Below are 17,099 nucleotides of genomic sequence, written 5' to 3'. Positions count from 1 at the left end.
GAGCGGCGTCGATCTGGTCATACGCCTTGAACTCACCAAAGAACTTGGTGATCGCTGCAGTCAGCGACGTCTTGCCATGGTCAACGTGACCAATCGTGCCGATGTTAACGTGGGGCTTCGTACGTTCAAACTTACTCTTTGCCATTTGAGCTCTCCGTAAATTTAGCCTGCTCAGGCATTCTTTTAATTGGGAGCGTGACCCTTAGATCACGCAAACTTCTTCTGGATTTCCTGTGCGACCGCCGTCGGAACCGGCTCATAATGGTCGAACTGCATCGTGTACTGTGCACGGCCCTGGGACATCGAACGCAGCGAGTTCACGTAACCAAACATGTTAGCCAGCGGAACCATTGCATTGACGACCGTGGCGATGCCGCGGGCTTCGGTGCCGGAAATCTGACCGCGACGCGAGTTCAGATCGCCGATGACGTCACCAACGTAATCTTCCGGCGTGACAACCTCGACCTTCATGATCGGTTCGAGGAGCTGTGCGCCAGCCTTCTGCGCACCTTCACGGAACGCTGCACGGGACGCGATTTCGAAGGCGAGAACAGACGAGTCAACGTCATGGTACGCACCGTCGATCAGGGTGGCCTTCACGCCGAGCATCGGGAAGCCAGCCAGCGGGCCTGCACCCATGACGCTTTCGATACCCTTCTGGACACCCGGAATGTATTCCTTCGGAACCGAGCCGCCGACGATCTTCGATTCGAAGATGAAATCGTCGCCATCATGCGGTTCGAAGATGATCTTGACGCGAGCGAACTGACCCGAACCACCCGACTGCTTCTTGTGGGTGTAATCGATTTCAGCCTGACGGGTGATCGATTCACGGTAAGCAACCTGCGGAGCCCCGACGTTGGCTTCAACCTTGAATTCGCGCTTCATGCGATCGACGAGAATGTCGAGGTGAAGTTCGCCCATGCCGGCGATGATGGTCTGACCGGATTCTTCGTCCGACTTGACGCGGAAAGAAGGATCTTCGGCAGCTAGACGATTGAGCGCGATGCCCATCTTTTCCTGGTCGGCCTTGGTCTTCGGTTCGATAGCGATTTCGATAACCGGATCCGGGAATTCCATGCGCTCGAGGATAACCGGCTTCAGCGGATCGCAGAGCGTATCGCCAGTGGTGGTTTCCTTGAGGCCAGCCAGAGCAACGATGTCGCCAGCAAAAGCTTCTTCGATGTCTTCACGGCTGTTGGAGTGCATCTGCAGCATACGGCCGATACGCTCACGCTTGCCCTTGACGGTGTTTTCGAGCGAAATGCCCTTGGTCAGCTTGCCCGAGTAAATACGAGCGAAGGTCAGCGAACCAACGAACGGGTCGTTCATGATCTTGAATGCGAGCATCGAAAGCGGTGCTTCATCCGAAGATTCACGGGTGGTTTCGCTTTCCGTCTTGACGTCGATGCCCTTGATGGCAGGAACATCGGTCGGAGCCGGAAGGAATTCCACAACAGCGTCGAGAAGCGGCTGAATGCCACGGTTCTTGAACGCGGTGCCGCAAAGAACCGGATGGAACTTGACGTCGATGGTGCCCTTACGGATCAGAGCGCGCAGCTCGTCATTCGTAGGCATGGTGCCTTCGAGATAGGCTTCCATTGCAGCTTCGTCGATTTCCACGGCCAGCTCGATGAGCTTTTCGCGATATTCTTCAGCCTTGTCCTTCAGATGGGCAGGAATTTCACCAACCGTCGCAGCTGCGCCGATGGTGCCATCCCAGGTCAGGGCCTTCATTTCGATCAGGTCGATGACGCCTTCGAACTCGTTTTCAGCGCCGATCGGCAGCTGAACCGGAAGTGCTACTGCGCCAAGACGCGAACCGACCATTTCTACGCAACGGTAGAAATCGGCACCGATCTTGTCCATCTTGTTGACGAAGACCATACGCGGGACGTGGTACTTTTCAGCCTGACGCCACACGGTTTCGGTCTGGGGCTCAACGCCAGCGTTGGCGTCGAGCAGCGCGATTGCGCCGTCGAGAACGCGCAGGCTGCGCTCAACTTCAATCGTGAAGTCAACGTGACCAGGCGTGTCGATGATGTTGAAACGGCGCTTCTTACCATCACGGCCCTGCCAGAACGTGGTCGTAGCAGCGGAAGTGATCGTGATACCGCGTTCCTGTTCCTGCTCCATCCAGTCCATGGTCGACGCACCATCGTGGGTTTCGCCGATCTTGTGGTTCTTACCGGTATAGAACAGAATGCGCTCGGTCATCGTCGTCTTACCGGCGTCGATGTGAGCCATGATACCGAAATTGCGGTAGTCTTCGATTTTATATTCGCGGGCCATGATAGTCGCTCTTTGAATAGGTTTCGACGATTACCAGCGGTAATGCGAGAAGGCGCGGTTGGCTTCAGCCATGCGGTGCGTGTCTTCACGCTTCTTCACAGCAGAACCACGGTTGTTGGCAGCGTCAAGCAGCTCACCGGAAAGACGATCGATCATCGTCGTCTCGTTACGGCCACGAGCAGCATTGATGAGCCAACGGATGGCAAGTGCCTGGCGGCGTTCTGGACGCACATCAACCGGAACCTGATAGGTTGCACCACCAACGCGGCGCGAACGGACTTCGATGTGCGGAGCTACGTTGTCGAGCGCCTGATGGAACAGCGCGACCGGCTCGGACTTTGCCTTGGCTTCGATTGCATCGAGCGCACCGTAAACGATGCTTTCAGCAACCGACTTCTTGCCATGAAGCATGACTGCATTCATGAACTTCGTGATAACGAGATCGCCGAACTTCGGATCCGGATTGATCTCACGCTTCTCAGCCTTATGGCGTCTGGACATTTCGTCTCTTCTTTCAATTACATCGGGCTCAGCTCACCTTCTGGCGGCCGGTATCCCCGGAAAATTTTACTTCGGACGCTTTGCACCGTACTTCGAACGGCGCTGCTTGCGGTTCTTGACGCCCTGGGTGTCGAGAACGCCGCGGATGATGTGGTAACGCACACCTGGCAAGTCCTTTACACGACCGCCGCGGATCATGACGACGGAGTGCTCCTGCAGGTTATGCCCTTCACCAGGGATATAACCGATAACTTCGAAGCCGTTCGTCAGACGAACCTTGGCAACCTTACGCAGAGCCGAGTTCGGCTTCTTCGGGGTCGTCGTGTAAACGCGGGTGCAAACGCCGCGCTTCTGAGGGTTTGCCTGCAGTGCAGGAACCTTATTACGCTTTACCGGCGCAATGCGCGGCTTGCGGATAAGCTGGTTTACGGTTGGCATACAACCTTCCTCTTTAAAAAATCTCGTATCCACGCCCCAAGGGGCCGTTTCACCGGCATGCTCATGCACAAATTCGGAGTCAGCCCTCGTCAACCGGTGGCCACCCCGAACAAAAGCAGAGGAAGCTGACGCTTCATGCGAACGGCAAGTTGCATTTCGATCGTAAAACGAACCCTGTTTGAGACGAACTTCAGGACGCGTCGTCCCGAAAAAGCCTGTCTCACATCGGCTCAGATGGGCTGCTGATACGTCTTTAGCGACGTTTCGTCAAGGGCAGCGGCTCAAGTTTCTTTAATGAAAGCCCTGAAACCGGCGTTTTGATCCCGCCCGGACAGGTTATTGCGCCGCATTTGACGACTATTCGCTAATATTACGCGATCAAAACCGTCATTTTCCTATGCAAGCATGGCGCAGCCACTCAGGTCAGGCTATTGAAGCACATCCGAGTCGAAACGCAACCGAATATTAAGGGTTTCTCAATGTCTTCCACATCCACAAATGATTCCACACCTGCGGGCGACGATTCGCCAACCGTCCATCTCGTCATCGCTGATGTCTGGAACGAAGGCGAAGAATCCCCAGTCGAAGTACACCTGCTTTTGAAATCGGACGAGAACGAAGATCTCGTTCAGACCGTCCTCAGCATTCTTGCCGAAGAAGGCTACCATGAAGCCGAACTTCTGGAGATGGGCACACTGACCGAAGAGCCGGAAGAAGAACCGCACAAGAGCGCCTGGGCCACCGCCCTTAGCGGTGAAGTCGCGCTGATCGAATTCGACGGCGACGACGAGGAAGAAGAATAAGCATCATAGAGAGCGCCGGTTTCAACCGGCGTTTTTTTTTCTTCTGCTGATGCGGGCTCTCCCGTTATCCCGAAATGCAAAAAGGCCGCCCCGAAGGGCGGCCTTTTTCAGTTTCGTATCCGCCGATCTTATTCGGCAGCGTTGTTGGTCATGTCCACCAGCATCGCATTGGCTTCCGCGGAACCGGAAGACTTGCGGCGCTCGTCGATGATCAGATCGTCGCGAGCGGTTGCGATGCGACGGATCTGGTTGGTCATGCCGCCAGTACCGGCCGGAATGAGACGGCCAACGATGACGTTTTCCTTGAGACCCTGCAGCGTGTCCATCTTGCCGGCCACCGCAGCCTCGGTGAGGACGCGGGTCGTTTCCTGGAACGACGCAGCAGAGATGAACGAAGGCGTCTGCAGCGAAGCCTTGGTGATACCGAGCAGAACAGGATTGCCGGAGCCCGGCTTCTTGCCCTCTTCGATAAGACGCTCGTTGATCTCTTCCAACTCGATGCGGTCGACGTGGTCGCCCGGAATGTAGCCGGTATCGCCGGATTCCGTGATTTCCACCTTCTGCAGCATCTGACGGACAATCACTTCGATGTGCTTGTCGTTGATCAAAACGCCCTGCAGACGATAGACTTCCTGGATTTCGTTCACGAGGTACGAAGCCAGAGCTTCGACGCCCTTGATCGCCAGAATGTCATGCGGTGCCGGGTTGCCGTCGAGGATGTACTCACCCTTTTCGATGACGTCGCCGTCCTGAAGATGGAACGGCTTGCCCTTCGGAATGAGGTACTCGACCGGCTCGATCGTGTCGTCGTTCGGCTCGATGATGATGCGACGCTTGTTCTTGTAGTCGCGACCGAAGCGAACGGTACCATCGATCTCGGCGATGATGGCATGGTCCTTCGGACGACGTGCTTCGAACAGTTCGGCCACACGCGGCAGACCGCCGGTGATGTCCTTGGTCTTGGCGCTTTCCATCGGCAGACGGGCGATAACGTCACCAGCCTTCACATGCGCGCCAGGCTCGACCGAAAGGATCGATTCCACGGAGAGCAGGAAGCGGGCATCGCCACCCTTCGACAGCTTCAGGATCTTGCCGGCCTTGTCCTTGATGACCATGGCAGGCTTGAGGTCCGAACCGCGAGGCGTCGAACGCCAGTCGATGACGACGCGCTTCGTGATACCGGTCGACTCGTCAGCCGTTTCCGAAACCGAGAGACCATCGACGAGATCTTCGAACTCAACATAGCCTTCAACTTCGGTCATGATCGGACGGGTATACGGGTCCCACTCAGCAATACGCTGGCCGCGCTTGACCGTATCGCCCTCGTCCACGAACAGACGCGAACCGTAGGTCACGCGGTGGACCGCACGTTCCTTGCCCGTTGCGTCGAGGATCAGGACAGCCATGTTACGGCCCATCACCACGAGGTTGCCATCGGAGTTGCGAACCACGTTGCGGTTACGCAGCTTGACGGTGCCTTCGTACGAAGCTTCGAGATACGAGCTGTCAACCACCTGTGCAGTACCGCCCAAGTGGAAGGTACGCATGGTGAGCTGGGTGCCCGGCTCGCCGATCGACTGAGCAGCGATAACGCCGACCGCTTCGCCCTGGTTGACCGGAGTACCGCGTGCAAGGTCGCGACCATAGCACTTGGCGCAGACGCCGTTGCGGGTTTCGCAGGTCAGGGCCGAACGGATGCGGATCGACTGGATACCAGCCTTCTCGATGATCTCGACGTCCTTTTCCTCGATCATGCGGCCAGCTTCGACGATGACTTCGCCGGTTGCCGGATGCAGGATCGGATCGAGAGCCGTACGGCCCAGAACGCGCTGGCCGATCGAGGCAACGATCTGACCGGCATCGACGATCGGCTGCATGGTGAGACCGATTTCGGCGCCGCAATCGACTTCCGAAATGATTGCATCCTGTGCAACGTCAACGAGACGGCGGGTCAGGTAGCCCGAGTTAGCCGTCTTCAAGGCGGTGTCTGCCAGACCCTTACGGGCACCGTGGGTCGAGTTGAAGTACTCGTTAACGGTCAGGCCTTCCTTGAAGTTCGAGATGATCGGGGTTTCGATGATTTCACCCGACGGCTTGGCCATCAGGCCACGCATGCCGCCAAGCTGACGCATCTGGTTGACCGAACCACGGGCACCCGAATGCGACATCATGTAGACCGAGTTCATCTGCTTCTGGCGACCGGTCACCGGATCGAATTCGACGGCCTTCAGCCGCGCCATCATCTCTTCGGTGATCTTGTCGGTAGCCTTGCCCCAGGCGTCAACGACCTTGTTGTACTTTTCGCCCTGAGTGATCAGGCCGTCATTGTACTGCTGTTCGTATTCGGTCGTGAGCGCTTCGGTGTCGGCAACAATCTTCGCCTTCGTGTCCGGGATAACCATGTCATCCTTGCCGAAGGAGATGCCTGCACGGCAGGCATGAGCGAAACCGAGCTGCATGATGCGATCGCAGAAGATGACCGTCTCTTTCTGACCGCAATGGCGGTAGACGTGGTCGATCATCTTGGAGATGTTCTTCTTGGTCATCTCCTGATTGCAGATGTCGAACGGCACCATGACGTTCTTCGGCAGAAGCTCGCCAATGATCATGCGGCCAGGCGTCGTATCGTAGATCTTCGACACTGGCTTGCCTTCGGCGTCGACCGTCTTGAAGCGGCCCTTGATCTTGGTGTGCAGCGTAACGACCTTGTTTTCAAGCGCATGCTGCAGCTCGCCCATATCCGCGAACATCATGCCCTCGCCCGGCTCCTTCTCCGCCACGATGGACAGATAATAAAGGCCGAGAACCATGTCCTGCGAAGGAACGATGATCGGTGCGCCGTTAGCCGGATGCAGGATGTTGTTGGTCGACATCATCAGCACGCGGGCTTCAAGCTGAGCTTCAAGCGACAGCGGAACGTGAACAGCCATCTGGTCACCGTCGAAGTCGGCGTTGAACGCCGTACAGACGAGCGGATGCAGCTGGATCGCCTTGCCTTCGATCAGGGTAGGCTCGAATGCCTGAATACCGAGACGGTGCAGCGTCGGAGCGCGGTTCAGGAGAACCGGATGCTCACGGATCACTTCGTCAAGGATATCCCAGACTTCCGGACGTTCCTTTTCAACCAGTTTCTTCGCCTGCTTGACGGTCGAGGAATAACCCTTGGCGTCGAGACGTGCGTAGATGAATGGTTTGAACAGTTCGAGCGCCATCTTCTTCGGCAGGCCGCACTGGTGCAGCTTCAGTTCCGGACCGGTCACGATGACCGAGCGGCCGGAATAGTCGACGCGCTTGCCGAGCAGGTTCTGACGGAAACGGCCCTGCTTGCCCTTGAGCATGTCGGAGAGCGACTTCAGCGGGCGCTTGTTGGCTCCGGTGATGACACGGCCACGACGGCCGTTGTCGAACAGCGCGTCCACAGCTTCCTGCAGCATACGCTTTTCGTTGCGGATGATGATGCCCGGTGCGCGCAGTTCGATCAGGCGCTTCAGACGGTTGTTACGGTTGATGACGCGGCGATAGAGATCGTTCAGATCCGACGTCGCGAAACGACCGCCGTCCAGCGGCACGAGCGGACGCAGGTCCGGCGGAATGACCGGAACGATCTTCATGATCATCCATTCCGGGCGGTTTCCCGACTCCAGGAAGTTTTCGACGATCTTCAGACGCTTCATCAGCTTCTTCTGCTTCAGGTCCGAAGTGGTCTCGGCAAGCTCGACGCGCAGATCGGCGGCGATCTTTTCGAGTTCCATCGAAGCCAGAAGCTCGTAGATAGCTTCAGCACCGATGAGGGCAGTGAACTGATCTTCGCCGAATTCATCGACGGCAATCATATATTCCTCTTCCGAAAGAAGCTGGTGCTCCTTCAGCGAGGTCAGGCCCGGTTCGGTAACGATGTAGTTCTCAAAGTACAGGACGCGCTCGATATCCTTGAGCGTCATGTCCAGCAGCGTGCCGATACGGCTCGGCAGCGACTTCAGGAACCAGATATGGGCAACCGGGGCCGCGAGTTCGATGTGGCCCATGCGCTCGCGACGAACGCGCGAGAGCGTGACTTCCACGCCGCACTTTTCGCAGATGATGCCCTTGTATTTCATACGCTTGTACTTGCCGCACAAGCATTCATAGTCCTTGATCGGGCCGAAGATGCGCGCGCAGAAGAGACCATCGCGTTCAGGCTTGAACGTACGGTAGTTGATCGTCTCCGGCTTCTTGATCTCGCCGTATGACCAGGACAGAATCTTCTCAGGGCTGGCAATCGAGATTCTGATGGAATCGAACGTCTGTGCCGGAGCCTGAGGATTGAAAAGATTCATGACCTCTTGGTTCATGCCGTTCTCCTTGAGGGCGATCCGTCGCCCTGTGCGTCGATGACAAGCTGAAAATCCTTGCCATCCTGAAAAGAAATCGCGGTGCTACGCAGTTATGAACTGGCTTGCCGTAGTCTCGCTTCCTCTTGCGGGGAAAAACCGCCGTCATCGAAAACGAGTTTACCGGCGCGCCACGGCGATACCATGGCGCGCCTCGAAGTTTATTCCGCCGCGTCCGGCAGGGCCGGCTGTTCAGCGTCACGCGTGTCGTCGAGTTCGACATTGAGGCCGAGCGAGCGCATTTCCTTGACGAGAACGTTGAAGCTCTCCGGAATGCCCGCTTCGAACGTGTCGTCGCCGCGCACGATCGCTTCGTAGACCTTGGTACGGCCTGCCACGTCGTCCGACTTGACGGTAAGCATTTCCTGCAGCGTGTAGGCCGCACCGTATGCTTCCAGAGCCCAGACCTCCATTTCGCCGAAGCGCTGGCCGCCGAACTGGGCCTTGCCGCCCAGAGGCTGCTGCGTAACGAGCGAGTAAGGTCCGATCGAACGAGCGTGGATTTTGTCGTCGACCAGGTGGTGGAGCTTCAGCATATAGATGTAGCCCATGGTCACCTGACGGTCGAACGGCTCACCCGTACGGCCATCGTAAAGCGTCGACTGACCAGACGTTGCAAGTCCGGCATCCGTCAGCATCGCGTTGATGTCGGCTTCAACCGCACCGTCGAAGACCGGCGTTGCGATCGACACGCCGCGCTTCACCTGGTTGGCCAGCATGAGGACGGAATCGTCATCATAAGACCGGACCGGTTCATTGCGGTCGTTGTCCGGATAGATGTGCTCCAGCGTCTGGCGCAGAGGCTCGATATTGGCCGTCTTGCGATAAACGTCGATGAGCTCACCGATCTTCTTGCCCATGCCTGCGCAAGCCCAGCCGAGGTGGGTTTCCAGAATCTGGCCCACGTTCATTCGGCTCGGAACGCCAAGCGGGTTCAACACGATGTCGGCATGCGTACCATCTTCCAGGAACGGCATGTCCTCGACCGGCAGAATGCGCGAAACCACACCCTTGTTGCCGTGACGGCCAGCCATCTTGTCGCCTGGCTGAATCTTGCGCTTCACAGCGACGAAGACCTTGACCATCTTCATGACGCCCGGAGGCATCTCGTCGCCGCGCTGTACCTTTTCGACCTTGTCCATGAAGCGTGCTTCGAGCAGCTTCTTGGAGTCGTCGTACTGGCTGCGCAGAGCTTCCAGCTCGCCCTGAAGCTTTTCGTCTTCAACGGCAAACTGCCACCACTGCGACCGCGGATACTCCGTCATGAGATCGCGGCTGATCGTTGTGCCCTTCTTGAAGCCCTTCGGGCCGGCAGCGGCAACCTTGCCATCGATCATGTCGGCGAGACGGCCATAGACGTTGCGGTCCAGGATCGCCTGTTCGTCGTCACGGTCCTTGGCGAGACGCTCGATTTCCTCGCGCTCGATAGCCATGGCGCGTTCGTCCTTTTCAACGCCGTGGCGATTGAAAACGCGAACTTCCACAACCGTACCGTAGGTTCCGGGCGGCATGCGCATGGAGGTGTCACGGACGTCCGATGCCTTTTCACCGAAGATGGCGCGCAGAAGCTTTTCTTCCGGCGTCATCGGGCTTTCGCCCTTCGGCGTGATCTTGCCGACAAGAATGTCGCCAGGATGCACTTCGGCACCGATGTATACGATACCGGCTTCGTCGAGGTTCTTCAGCGCTTCTTCCGAAACGTTCGGAATATCGCGGGTGATTTCCTCAGGTCCAAGCTTGGTGTCGCGGGCAGCAACTTCGAATTCCTCGATATGAATCGAGGTGAACACGTCTTCCGAAACGATCTTCTCGGAAAGCAGGATCGAGTCTTCGTAGTTGTAGCCGTTCCACGGCATGAACGCGACGAGCACGTTGCGGCCGAGAGCCAGATCGCCCAGATCCGTGGACGGACCGTCAGCGATGATGTCGCCCTTGCCGATCGGGTCACCGACGCGAACGAGCGGACGCTGGTTGATGCAGGTCGACTGGTTCGAGCGCTGGAACTTCTGCAGACGATAGATATCGACGCCCGACTTGGAGGGATCGAGATCTTCCGTTGCACGGATAACGATACGGGTCGCATCCACCTGGTCGACGATACCGCCGCGACGCGCTGCAATAGCTGCACCGGAGTCGCGAGCGACGATCGGTTCCATGCCGGTGCCGACGAACGGCGCTTCAGCGCGAACGAGCGGAACGGCCTGACGCTGCATGTTCGAGCCCATGAGAGCGCGGTTGGCGTCGTCGTTTTCAAGGAACGGGATCAGAGCCGCAGCAACCGAAACAAGCTGCTTCGGCGAAACGTCCATCAGGTCCACGTTTTCACGCGGAGCCATCATCACTTCGCCTGCATGACGGCAGATGACGAACTCGTCAACGAAACCGCCCTGCTCGTCCAGTTCGACGTTAGCCTGGGCAACCGAGTGCTTGGCTTCTTCCATCGCCGACAGATAGACAACGTCGTTCGTCACCTTGCCGTCGACAACCTTGCGGTACGGGCTTTCGATGAAGCCGTACTTGTTGACGCGGGCAAAGGTTGCGAGCGAGTTGATCAGACCGATATTCGGGCCTTCCGGCGTCTCGATCGGGCAGATACGGCCATAGTGGGTCGGATGCACGTCGCGGACTTCGAAGCCAGCGCGCTCGCGGGTCAGACCGCCCGGTCCAAGTGCCGACAGACGGCGCTTGTGGGTGATTTCCGAAAGCGGGTTGGTCTGGTCCATGAACTGCGACAGCTGCGAGGAACCGAAGAACTCGCGCACGGCTGCAGCAGCCGGCTTCGCGTTGATCAGGTCCTGCGGCATGACCGTGTCGATTTCGATCGAGGACATACGTTCCTTGATCGCGCGCTCCATGCGGAGCAGACCGACGCGGTACTGATTTTCCATCAGTTCACCGACCGAACGCACACGGCGGTTGCCGAGATTGTCGATGTCGTCGATTTCGCCGCGACCATCGCGCAATTCCACAAGCATCTTGACCACGGCCAGGATGTCTTCCTTGCGCAGAACGCGCACGGTGTCTTCCGCATCGAGGTCCAGACGCATGTTCATCTTCACGCGACCGACGGCCGAAAGGTCGTAACGCTCGGCATCGAAGAACAGCGAGTTGAACATCGCTTCGGCCGAATCCATCGTAGGCGGCTCGCCCGGACGCATGACGCGATAGATGTCGAACAGGGCTTCCTGACGGCTTTCGTTCTTGTCGACAGCCAGCGTGTTGCGGATGTACGCGCCGATATTGACATGGTCGATATCGAGAACGTTGATTTCCGTCTCACCGGTGTCGAGCAGGGTCTTGAGGACCTTCTCGTCGATTTCGTCACCGGCTTCGAGATAAATCTCACCGGTTGCGTAATTGACGACGTCTTCCGCAAGATAAGAACCGAACAGGTCGTCTTCCGTCGCCTTGATGGCCTGGAGGCCCTTTTCGGCAAGCTGCTTGGCCGAACGGGCGGTCAGCTTCTTGCCGGCTTCCAGAACGACTTCGCCGGTGTCCGCGTCGATGAGATCGGAAATGATCTTCATGCCCTTGAAGCGGTCAGCCGAATACGGAATGCGCCAATTGTCGCCATCACGCGTATAGGTGACAGTCTTGTAGAACGTCGACAGAATTTCTTCGCCGTCCATGCCGAGCGCCATCAGCAGCGTGGTGGCCGGCAGCTTGCGACGACGGTCGATACGTGCGTAGACGATGTCCTTGGAATCGAATTCGATATCGAGCCAGGAACCGCGATAAGGAATGACGCGAGCCGCGAACAGGAGCTTGCCCGACGAATGGGTCTTGCCCTTGTCATGATCGAAGAAGACGCCCGGCGAACGGTGCATCTGTGAAACGATCACGCGCTCGGTACCATTGACGATGAAGGTGCCGTTGTCGGTCATGAGCGGCATATCGCCCATGTAGACATCCTGTTCCTTGATGTCCTTGATCGACTTCGCGCCGGTATCTTCGTCAATATCGAACACGATGAGACGCAGCGTCACCTTGAGTGGCGCCGAATACGTCAGATCGCGCTGACGGCATTCGTCAACGTCGAATTTTGGTGCGTCGAACTCGTAGCGAACGAATTCGAGCATTGAAGCGCCGGAGAAATCCTGAATTGGGAAAACAGACTTGAAAACCGCCTGCAAACCCTCGTCAGGACGCCCACCGGATGGTTCTTCAACCATAAGGAACTGGTCGTAAGATGCCTTTTGAACCTCGATAAGGTTCGGCATCTCGGCGACCTCTGGGATCTTGCCGAAAAATTTGCGTACGCGCTTGCGACCATTGAAAGAATGGGTCTGAGCCATCGTCGCTCCTCGTTCTATAGCCTTGCGGCTTGCTCACGCCTTGCGGCCTTTATCATGCGCCGCCCTTCGGCGGTCCTTCGAGCACATGAACCTTCAGATCGGCCCCTTCAGATCGGATGGATCGAAAGGATCATATGCAAACTTTCCAGAGCGGCCTTCAGCATCGTTGCCGACACGCGGCGCTCTTAACGGGCTAAAACCCGTTTCCTGAAAGCCGTTCCGGCACTCAGGAAAAGGGTTCCAGTCATCCGACCCACCGGGAAAGTCCGGCGGGAACTGGCGGATGGAAAACCATCCGCCAGAATAGTCCGAACTTACTTGAGTTCGACCTTGGCGCCAGCAGCTTCGAGCTGTGCCTTGATCTTCTCAGCTTCGTCCTTCGAAGCGCCTTCCTTGACAGCCTTCGGAGCGCCTTCGACCAGGTCCTTGGCTTCCTTGAGGCCGAGACCGGTGATTGCGCGCACTTCCTTGATCACGTTGATCTTGTTAGCGCCGCCGTCAGCGAGAACGACGTCGAATTCGGTCTTTTCTTCTGCAGCAGCAGCAGGGGCAGCGCCACCAGCAGCAGCAACAGCGACCGGAGCAGCAGCCGAAACGCCCCACTTCTCTTCGAGAAGCTTGGACAGCTCAGCGGCTTCCAGAACGGTCAGGGCCGAAAGGTCTTCAACGATCTTTGCGAGATCAGCCATTTTTGTACTTCCTATTATAAAGGTTTGAACTTGACAGCGAGAAACGGCCTTAAGCCGCCTCGTTCTTCCGGGCGTGCGCGCCGATAACGCGGGCGATCTGGCCCGCCGGAGCGCTGGTAAGTACTGCAAGACGCTGAGCCGGGGTCTGGATCATTCCAACCAGCTTTGCGCGCAGTTCGTCGAGCGACGGGAGCGAAGCAAGCGACTTGACGCCATCGGCGTTAAGCGTCGTTGCACCCATTGCACCGCCGAGGATAACGAGCTTGTCGTTAGTCTTGGCGAATTCGACGGCTACTTTCGGAGCGGCGATCGGATCGTTTGCGTAAGCAACGACCGTCTGACCCGTAAACAGGTCAGCAATACCTTCCGATTCCGTGCCCTGAAGAGCGATTTTGGCAAGGCGGTTTTTCGCGACTTTAACGGACCCACCTGCATCACGCATCTTCGAGCGAAGATCGCTCATCTGCGAAACGGTGAGACCGGTATAGTGGGCCACGACGACCGAACCGGACTCTTTGAAAGCGCCGTTCAGCCACGCGACAAATTCGCGCTTTTCCGCTCTATCCACTGTCTCTCTCCAGTTGACAGGACCACATGGCCCTGCCGGGTTGCCTTTGCCGGACGAACTTCACAGTCAGTCCGACGTTCGAGGATCCTGTCCCCTTCAGTTCCACCTGCAAGCAGGCTTCACCCAAAGGCAACTACGGTTCAAACCTTGCATGCACATTCGTGCGAAACAGGGTTATTCCACGTCTCATGCAGGCTTTGCGTTTAAGGAAAACCACCCGAAGATGATGATCCGCCTGCAATCTCGGACAGGATAACCGGATTTTCATCCGGCTATCCGGGTCTTGCGACCCGGAATTCTTGCCGTTCGTCCTGTTGTTCCAGAACTGGCTGGCAGCCATGCCTCTCCAATCGGAAAGGCTTGGGCCCCGGCGAACCGGAGCCCTGAAACTTAGGCGACGACCTTGACGGTTGCCGGGTCGACCTTGACGCCAACGCCCATGGTCGAGGAAATCGACACGCGCTTGACGTATTCACCCTTGGCAGCCGATGGCTTTGCCTTGATGACGGCGTCAGCGAAAGCCTTGATGTTTTCTTCGAGCTTGGCATTGTCGAAGGAAACCTTGCCGATACCGGCATGGATGATACCGGCCTTCTCGACGCGGAACTCGACTGCGCCGCCCTTGGAAGCAGCAACAGCAGCTGCAACGTCGGTGGTGACGGTGCCAACCTTCGGGTTTGGCATCATGCCGCGAGGGCCGAGAACCTTACCAAGACGGCCAACGAGCGGCATCATGTCCGGGGTTGCAATGCAGCGATCGAATTCGATCTTGCCGCCATTGACGATTTCGAACAGTTCTTCCGCACCGACGATGTCGGCGCCAGCCTTCTTGGCTTCTTCAGCCTTGTCGCCGCGAGCGAAAACAGCAACGCGAACCGTACGGCCCGTGCCATTCGGCAGGTTGACGACACCGCGGACCATCTGGTCGGCGTGGCGCGGATCGACGCCGAGGTTCATCGCGATTTCGATGGTTTCATCGAACTTGGCGACAGCACGTTCCTTGACGAGACCGATAGCAGCCGACAGATCGTACAGCTTGTTGCGATCGACGCCTTCACGGATCTTGTTAATGCGCTTGGAAATCTTCGCCATCGTCTCAGCCCACCACTTCCAGGCCCATCGAACGGGCAGAACCTTCGATCATGCGCATCGCTGCTTCAATGTCAGCGGCGTTCAGATCCTTCATCTTCGCTTCAGCGATCGTGCGAACCTTGTCGCGGGTGATCGTGCCGGCGCTTGCCTTACCCGGGGTCTTCGAACCGGACTTGAGGTTAGCGGCCTTCTTGAGGAAGTAGGTTACCGGAGGCGTCTTCATCACAAAAGTGAAAGACTTGTCCTGGTAATAGGTGATCACGACTGGAATCGGCGAACCCTTTTCCATTTCCTGCGAGGCAGCATTGAACGCCTTGCAGAATTCCATGATGTTGATGCCGCGCTGACCCAGGGCCGGACCGATCGGGGGCGACGGATTGGCCGCACCTGCCGCTACCTGGAGCTTCAGCTGGCCTGCAATTTTCTTAGCCATTGCTTTCTGCCTTTTTTACTTTGCCGGAAATCCGGCTTTCTCGATTAATGCCGGAAAATCCGGCTCTCGACTGACGCCAGTTCGACTGGCGGGCAGTTCGGTGGTCCGGAGATCGGCGACCGGCTAAGCCGCCTTCCCTTCCACCATTTCCACTCCAGCCGAAATTCGCCGGGAGTGGAGCCCTTCACGGGCAAACGATCAGAGCTTGTCAACCTGACCGTATTCCAGATCCACGGGCGTTGCGCGCCCGAAGATGGAAACCTCAACCTTGAGACGCGCGCGTTCTTCGTCGACTTCCTGAACGATCCCGTTGAAGGAAGCGAACGGACCGTCGGAAACGCGAACGTTTTCGCCAATCTCGAAGGATACCGAAGTCTTCGGGCGCTCGACGCCATCCTGAACCTGGTTCAGAATCTGGTCGACTTCCTTCTGGGAAACCGGCACCGGCTTGGAATCGCCAAGGAAGCCAGTGACTTTCGGAGTATTCTTGATCAGCGAGAAGACGGCATCCGTAAGGGTTGCACGCACCAGCACGTAACCCGGGAAGAACTTGCGCTCTGCGTCAACCTTGCGGCCGCGGCGCACTTCAACGATCTTCTCGGTCGGCACGACGATCTGCTCGATAAGCTCGGACAGACCCTTCTGCTTTGCCTTGGCCTCGATGTCCTCGGCGACCTTCTTTTCGAAATTGGAATAGGCGTGAACGATGTACCAGCGCGCCGTCATCTAAAAACTCCCCAATCCTAACTTATCGACCAAGGCCGAGAATAAATTCTACGCCATAGGCCATAAGCTGGTCGGCAAGAAAAAAGAACGCGGCAGCCAGAAACGCCATGATCACCACCATAATGGTGGAGATGACCGTTTCACGCCGTGTAGGCCAGGTCACCTTCGCCGTTTCGGCGCGAACTTGCTGAAAAAAGGTGATCGGATTCGTCTTGGATGCCATCTGCCGCTCTGTCATTGATCCGGCGCTACCCCCAAACTCTAGCTCGCAAAAACGAATCAAAAGCCTGAAGTCACGCGTATACGGCACGCAAAGCTGAAAATTCAGCCCCACGCGCCGCGTGTCTGTTGACGCTACATAGAATCGATTCCCGAAAAAAACAAGCCCAAAGGTTAAAAGAATACCATACAGGCTTATCGGAGATCCGATCCTTGCGAATATCACCCGGCGCACCATCCAATCGTGCGGCGGCGATCCTCCCCTGCCCGGCCAACAAATCCCGCAGGGAATTATCATTTTCCACGACGACGCCCTGCCGAAGCCTGCGCCATCATCGAAAAGGTAAGGCGGCATAGATGGCCGCCTGAACTATCATATAGAAAACGGGCACCCATAGTCAAGCCATGAGCACCCGTTCTGAAATGGCAGGGGCAGCAGGGTTCGAACCCGCGACCTACGGTTTTGGAGACCGTCGCTCTACCAACTGAGCTATACCCCTATGCGGCATTTAGAATGCCAGACTGGCGGCGTAACCGCCAGTCAAATTCATTACTCGATGATCGAGGAGACGATGCCTGCACCGACGGTGCGGCCGCCTTCACGGATAGCGAAGCGGAGCTTCTCTTCCATGGCGATCGGCACGATCAGCTGCACGTCCATGGCGACGTTATC

The 17,099-nt window shown here is 57.2% G+C and carries 14 protein-coding genes and 1 tRNA gene; 1 reads left to right on the top strand and 14 read right to left on the bottom strand.

Going from position 1 to position 17,099, the window contains the following annotated elements:
- The 4 genes from ABWW28_RS26575 to rpsL form a co-directional block, all read right to left on the bottom strand.
- The coding region (locus tag ABWW28_RS26575) for a GTP-binding protein (protein WP_230350295.1) at positions 1 to 145 on the bottom strand (145 nt) is incomplete at its 3' end.
- A 62-nt stretch (positions 146 to 207) separates the two neighbouring features.
- A complete protein-coding gene (gene fusA, locus ABWW28_RS26570; RefSeq protein ID WP_021587209.1) occupies positions 208 to 2,292 on the bottom strand; it encodes an elongation factor G in 2,085 nt (694 codons plus the stop codon).
- A gap of 30 nt (positions 2,293 to 2,322) precedes the next feature.
- A complete protein-coding gene (gene rpsG / locus ABWW28_RS26565) occupies positions 2,323 to 2,793 on the bottom strand; it encodes a 30S ribosomal protein S7 (protein ID WP_006467033.1) in 471 nt (156 codons plus the stop codon).
- A gap of 66 nt (positions 2,794 to 2,859) precedes the next feature.
- The gene (gene rpsL / locus ABWW28_RS26560; RefSeq protein WP_006471111.1) at positions 2,860 to 3,231 is read right to left on the bottom strand and encodes a 30S ribosomal protein S12; all 372 of its coding nucleotides are present in this window, start codon (positions 3,229 to 3,231) and stop codon (positions 2,860 to 2,862) included.
- A gap of 479 nt (positions 3,232 to 3,710) precedes the next feature.
- On the opposite strand from rpsL, the gene ABWW28_RS26555 reads away from it, so the two are divergent.
- Complete coding sequence (locus ABWW28_RS26555; RefSeq protein WP_021587208.1) at positions 3,711 to 4,034, top strand: hypothetical protein; 324 nt, start codon at positions 3,711 to 3,713, stop codon at positions 4,032 to 4,034.
- 128 nt (positions 4,035 to 4,162) lie between these two features.
- Here ABWW28_RS26555 and rpoC read toward each other — a convergent pair whose 3' ends face one another.
- The 10 genes from rpoC to ABWW28_RS26505 all read right to left on the bottom strand — a co-directional run.
- A complete protein-coding gene (rpoC, locus tag ABWW28_RS26550; RefSeq protein ID WP_006467037.1) occupies positions 4,163 to 8,365 on the bottom strand; it encodes a DNA-directed RNA polymerase subunit beta' in 4,203 nt (1,400 codons plus the stop codon).
- Between the two features lie 200 nt (positions 8,366 to 8,565).
- Positions 8,566 to 12,699, bottom strand: a complete 4,134-nt coding sequence (rpoB, locus tag ABWW28_RS26545; RefSeq protein ID WP_021587206.1) for a DNA-directed RNA polymerase subunit beta — start codon at positions 12,697 to 12,699, stop codon at positions 8,566 to 8,568.
- A gap of 314 nt (positions 12,700 to 13,013) precedes the next feature.
- A complete protein-coding gene (gene rplL, locus ABWW28_RS26540) occupies positions 13,014 to 13,388 on the bottom strand; it encodes a 50S ribosomal protein L7/L12 (protein ID WP_006467038.1) in 375 nt (124 codons plus the stop codon).
- A gap of 49 nt (positions 13,389 to 13,437) precedes the next feature.
- A complete protein-coding gene (gene rplJ / locus ABWW28_RS26535) occupies positions 13,438 to 13,956 on the bottom strand; it encodes a 50S ribosomal protein L10 (RefSeq protein ID WP_006467039.1) in 519 nt (172 codons plus the stop codon).
- Positions 13,957 to 14,346: 390 nt separating this feature from the next.
- Complete coding sequence (gene rplA / locus ABWW28_RS26530) at positions 14,347 to 15,048, bottom strand: 50S ribosomal protein L1 (RefSeq protein WP_006467041.1); 702 nt, start codon at positions 15,046 to 15,048, stop codon at positions 14,347 to 14,349.
- 4 nt (positions 15,049 to 15,052) lie between these two features.
- Positions 15,053 to 15,481 carry a 50S ribosomal protein L11 gene (gene rplK, locus ABWW28_RS26525; RefSeq protein ID WP_006467042.1) on the bottom strand — a complete coding sequence of 143 codons (429 nt, stop codon included), beginning with the start codon at positions 15,479 to 15,481 and terminating at the stop codon, positions 15,053 to 15,055.
- A 198-nt stretch (positions 15,482 to 15,679) separates the two neighbouring features.
- Positions 15,680 to 16,207: a transcription termination/antitermination protein NusG gene (gene nusG, locus ABWW28_RS26520; RefSeq protein WP_006467043.1), complete on the bottom strand. Its 528-nt coding sequence runs from the start codon at positions 16,205 to 16,207 to the stop codon at positions 15,680 to 15,682.
- 22 nt (positions 16,208 to 16,229) lie between these two features.
- On the bottom strand, positions 16,230 to 16,430 hold the full coding sequence (gene secE, locus ABWW28_RS26515) for a preprotein translocase subunit SecE (RefSeq protein WP_002964376.1): 201 nt from the start codon (positions 16,428 to 16,430) through the stop codon (positions 16,230 to 16,232).
- A gap of 420 nt (positions 16,431 to 16,850) precedes the next feature.
- Positions 16,851 to 16,926: transfer RNA gene (locus tag ABWW28_RS26510), tRNA-Trp, on the bottom strand.
- A 50-nt stretch (positions 16,927 to 16,976) separates the two neighbouring features.
- Positions 16,977 to 17,099: EF-Tu C-terminal domain-related protein (locus ABWW28_RS26505; protein WP_459560411.1), on the bottom strand; the 123-nt coding region annotated here is incomplete at its 5' end.

This window comes from Brucella sp. NBRC 14130 (assembly GCF_040371715.1).
GTDB classification, from domain to species: Bacteria; Pseudomonadota; Alphaproteobacteria; order Rhizobiales; family Rhizobiaceae; genus Brucella; species Brucella intermedia.
This window is presented reverse-complemented; position numbering and strand designations above follow the sequence as displayed.

Excerpts from the sequence above, each read along its gene's own strand:
- fusA (WP_021587209.1), bottom strand. The coding sequence starts at position 2,292 with ATGGCCCGCGAATATAAAATCGAAGACTACCGCAATTTCGGTATCATG.
- rpsG (WP_006467033.1), bottom strand. The coding sequence starts at position 2,793 with ATGTCCAGACGCCATAAGGCTGAGAAGCGTGAGATCAATCCGGATCCG.
- rpsL (WP_006471111.1), bottom strand. The coding sequence starts at position 3,231 with ATGCCAACCGTAAACCAGCTTATCCGCAAGCCGCGCATTGCGCCGGTA.
- ABWW28_RS26555 (WP_021587208.1), top strand. The coding sequence starts at position 3,711 with ATGTCTTCCACATCCACAAATGATTCCACACCTGCGGGCGACGATTCG.
- rpoC (WP_006467037.1), bottom strand. The coding sequence starts at position 8,365 with ATGAACCAAGAGGTCATGAATCTTTTCAATCCTCAGGCTCCGGCACAG.
- rpoB (WP_021587206.1), bottom strand. The coding sequence starts at position 12,699 with ATGGCTCAGACCCATTCTTTCAATGGTCGCAAGCGCGTACGCAAATTT.
- rplL (WP_006467038.1), bottom strand. The coding sequence starts at position 13,388 with ATGGCTGATCTCGCAAAGATCGTTGAAGACCTTTCGGCCCTGACCGTT.
- rplA (WP_006467041.1), bottom strand. The coding sequence starts at position 15,048 with ATGGCGAAGATTTCCAAGCGCATTAACAAGATCCGTGAAGGCGTCGAT.
- rplK (WP_006467042.1), bottom strand. The coding sequence starts at position 15,481 with ATGGCTAAGAAAATTGCAGGCCAGCTGAAGCTCCAGGTAGCGGCAGGT.
- nusG (WP_006467043.1), bottom strand. The coding sequence starts at position 16,207 with ATGACGGCGCGCTGGTACATCGTTCACGCCTATTCCAATTTCGAAAAG.
- secE (WP_002964376.1), bottom strand. The coding sequence starts at position 16,430 with ATGGCATCCAAGACGAATCCGATCACCTTTTTTCAGCAAGTTCGCGCC.